The following is a 2,743-nucleotide window of genomic DNA, read 5'->3' on the forward strand; positions in this document are numbered from 1 at the left end:
TGGGACATCCCCGGCGCGGTCGACCGCGTGCCCTGGATCGGGCGCCGCAACGGCCGCGCCGGCGTCGCCGATTTCGTCCGCGCCCTGTGGCAGGGGATCGAGCCGATCCGCTTCGACGTCACCGCCGTCGCCGCCGAGGGCGACCGCGCCTTCGCCGCCGGCGCGCTGGAATCGCGGGCGAAGCGGACGGGCCGGATCATGCGCAGCGACTTCGTCATCGACGTCACCGTGCGCGACGGGCTGATCTCCCGCTTCCGGCTGCTCGAGGACAGCTTCGCGGTGGCCGAGGCCGTGGCCTGATCAGGACAAAAGTTCGACCGCGCTGCGGACCAGGGCGGCGGCGCCCAGGCCGATGCAGCGCTCGTCCGGCTGGTAGTCGGAGTTGTGCAGGTGGTCGTTGCGGCCGGGCTGGCTGGCGCCGACCCGCAGATGGAAGGACGGCACCCGCTCGGAGAAGAACGAGAAATCCTCGGCGCCGAAGCCCGGCGTGGTCTCGTGCACCACGTCGCCGAACTGCGCCCGCACCGCGGCGACCGACGCGTCCAGGATGCGGTTGTCGTTCATCAGCGGCGGCACGCCCAGCTGGTAGTCCAGCTCGCAGGTCACGCCCTGGGTCAGCTCGATGCCCTGCACGATCCGGCGGATCGCCGTCTCCGCCGCCGTCCGCGCCTCGGGCGACCGGGCCCGCACCGTGCCGCGCAGGGTGCAGGTGTCGGGGATGATGTTGTGGGTGGCGCCGCCGGCGATGCTGCCGACCGTCACCACCGCGCCCTGGGCCGGGTCGATGGTGCGCGACACCACGGTCTGCAGCTGGGTCACCAGATAGGCGGCGGCGACGATCGGGTCGGCCGCGTCCTGCGGCCGCGCCGCATGGCCGGACCGGCCGCGCACGGTGATGTCGAAGGTGTCGGCCGAGGCGGTGCTGGCGCCGCGCAGATAGCCGAATTCGCCGGTCGGCATGGTCGGGCTGTTGTGGAAGGCCAGCGCCATGTCGGCGCCGTCCGCCGCGCCGTCGACGATCATCGCCGCCGCCCCGCTCTCCGGCGTCTCCTCGGCCGGCTGGAACACCAGGCGCACCGACCCGCGCAGCCGCGGCGCCAAATCCTTCAGCACGGCGCCGACGCCGATCAAGGTCGCGGTGTGGATGTCGTGGCCGCAGGCATGCATCTTGCCGGGCACGGTGCTGGCGAAGGGCAGGCCGGTCATCTCCTGGATCGGCAGCGCGTCCATGTCGGCGCGGATCAGCAGGCAGGGGCCGGGGGCGCCGCCCTCGATCTCGGCGACGATGCCGGTGCGGCCGATGCCGGTGCGGTAGGGGATGCCGAGCCTGTCGAGCTCCGCCGCCACCACGCCGGCGGTGCGCTGCACCTCGAAGCCGATCTCCGGATGGGCATGGATGTCGCGCCGCACCTCGACCAAAGCGGGGGCGATGGCCTCCACCGCCGCGTCGATCGAGGCGCCGATGTCGTTGATGCCGCGCGTATCCATGGACGGGTCGAGCTCCCCTTGGCCGAGTGATGGGCGTCGGGTCGAGGGCAGCGGGGCCGGTCGGGCCGACGGGACTCGAGTCATTGCACCCGAAGGGGGCGGCGTCCACCCCCGCAATGCGCAGCCCAGGCCGCGCCTTTACATCGGGCGGGGCGGACCCCAGCTTGGCCGATGAGGGGCAGGCAGAACGGGAGCATGCGATGCGGGTGTTGGTTGTCGGCGCCGGGGCGACCGGCGGGTATTTCGGCGGCCGGCTGGCCCAGGCCGGCCGCGACGTCACCTTCCTGGTGCGGCCCGGCCGCGCCGCGGCGCTGCGGGCCGACGGCCTGCGCATCGTCAGCCCGCATGGCGACGCCACGCTGGCGCCGCGGCTGGTCACCGCCGATGCGGTCGACGGCCCCTATGACGCCGTGCTGCTGGCGGTGAAGGCCTATGGCCTCGCCGGCGCGATGGCCGACCTCGCCCCCGCCGTCGGGCCGGAGACGATGATCCTGCCGCTCCTGAACGGCATGCGGCACATGGACCTGCTGTCGGCGCGCTTCGGCTCCGCCGCGGTGCTGGGCGGCGTCTGCAAGATCGCCGGCACGGTCGATGCCGAGGGCCGGATCGTGCAGCTCGCCGGCTTCCACGAGCTGGCCTATGGCGAGCGCGACGGTACGCATTCGGCCCGCACCGACCGGCTCGATTCGGTGCTGCGCGGCGCCGGCTTCGACGCCCGGCTGACGGCGGAGATCGAGCGCGAGATGTGGGAGAAATGGGTGATGCTGGCGGCGCTCGGCGGCATCACCTGCCTGATGCGCGGCAGCACCGGCGAGGTGGTGGCCGCGCCCGGCGGCGCAGATTTCGCCGGCCGTTTCCTGGACGAGGTGGTGGCGGTGGTGAAGGCAGCTGGCACGCCGCCCGGCGCCGCCTTCCTGGCCAGCACCCGGGCCTTCCTGACCGAGCCGGGGGCCGGCCGCACCTCCTCGATGTATCGCGACCTGCAGCAGGGCGGGCCGATCGAGGCCGACCAGATCATCGGCGACCTGCTGGCCCGCGGCCGGGCCGCCGGGCTCGACACCCCGCTGCTGGCCCTGGCCGCGACCCATCTCGCCGTCTATCAGCAGCGCCTGGCCGGCGGGTAGAGCGAGGCGCGTAGAGCGGGATGAGTTCAGGCCGGATCTCGACGTCAGCGAGTCGTTGCCTCTCCCGTTTACGGGAGAGGTCGGAGGCGCGAAGCGGCTCCGGGTGAGGGGAGGGCGTCGAGGCCGGGACC

Annotated in this window: 3 protein-coding genes; 2 read left to right on the top strand and 1 reads right to left on the bottom strand. The window is 73.4% G+C overall.

The annotated features are described in order from the left end of the window. A partial coding sequence (locus P409_RS31185) for a nuclear transport factor 2 family protein (RefSeq protein WP_034847634.1) occupies positions 1-300 on the top strand: 300 nt, incomplete at its 5' end. Here the strand turns inward: P409_RS31185 and P409_RS31190 are convergent. Then, positions 301-1,488, bottom strand: a complete 1,188-nt coding sequence (locus P409_RS31190; protein ID WP_034847636.1) for a M20 metallopeptidase family protein — start codon at positions 1,486-1,488, stop codon at positions 301-303. A 200-nt stretch (positions 1,489-1,688) separates the two neighbouring features. Here P409_RS31190 and panE point away from each other — a divergent pair, with 200 nt between their 5' ends. Further along, entirely contained in the window at positions 1,689-2,612 is a 924-nt protein-coding gene (gene panE, locus P409_RS31195; RefSeq protein WP_034847639.1) for a 2-dehydropantoate 2-reductase, read from the top strand. Positions 2,613-2,743 lie beyond the last annotated feature (131 nt).

Origin of the sequence: Inquilinus limosus MP06 (genome assembly GCF_000767795.1) — a bacterium.
In the GTDB taxonomy this organism is placed as follows: Bacteria; Pseudomonadota; Alphaproteobacteria; order DSM-16000; family Inquilinaceae; genus Inquilinus; species Inquilinus limosus_E.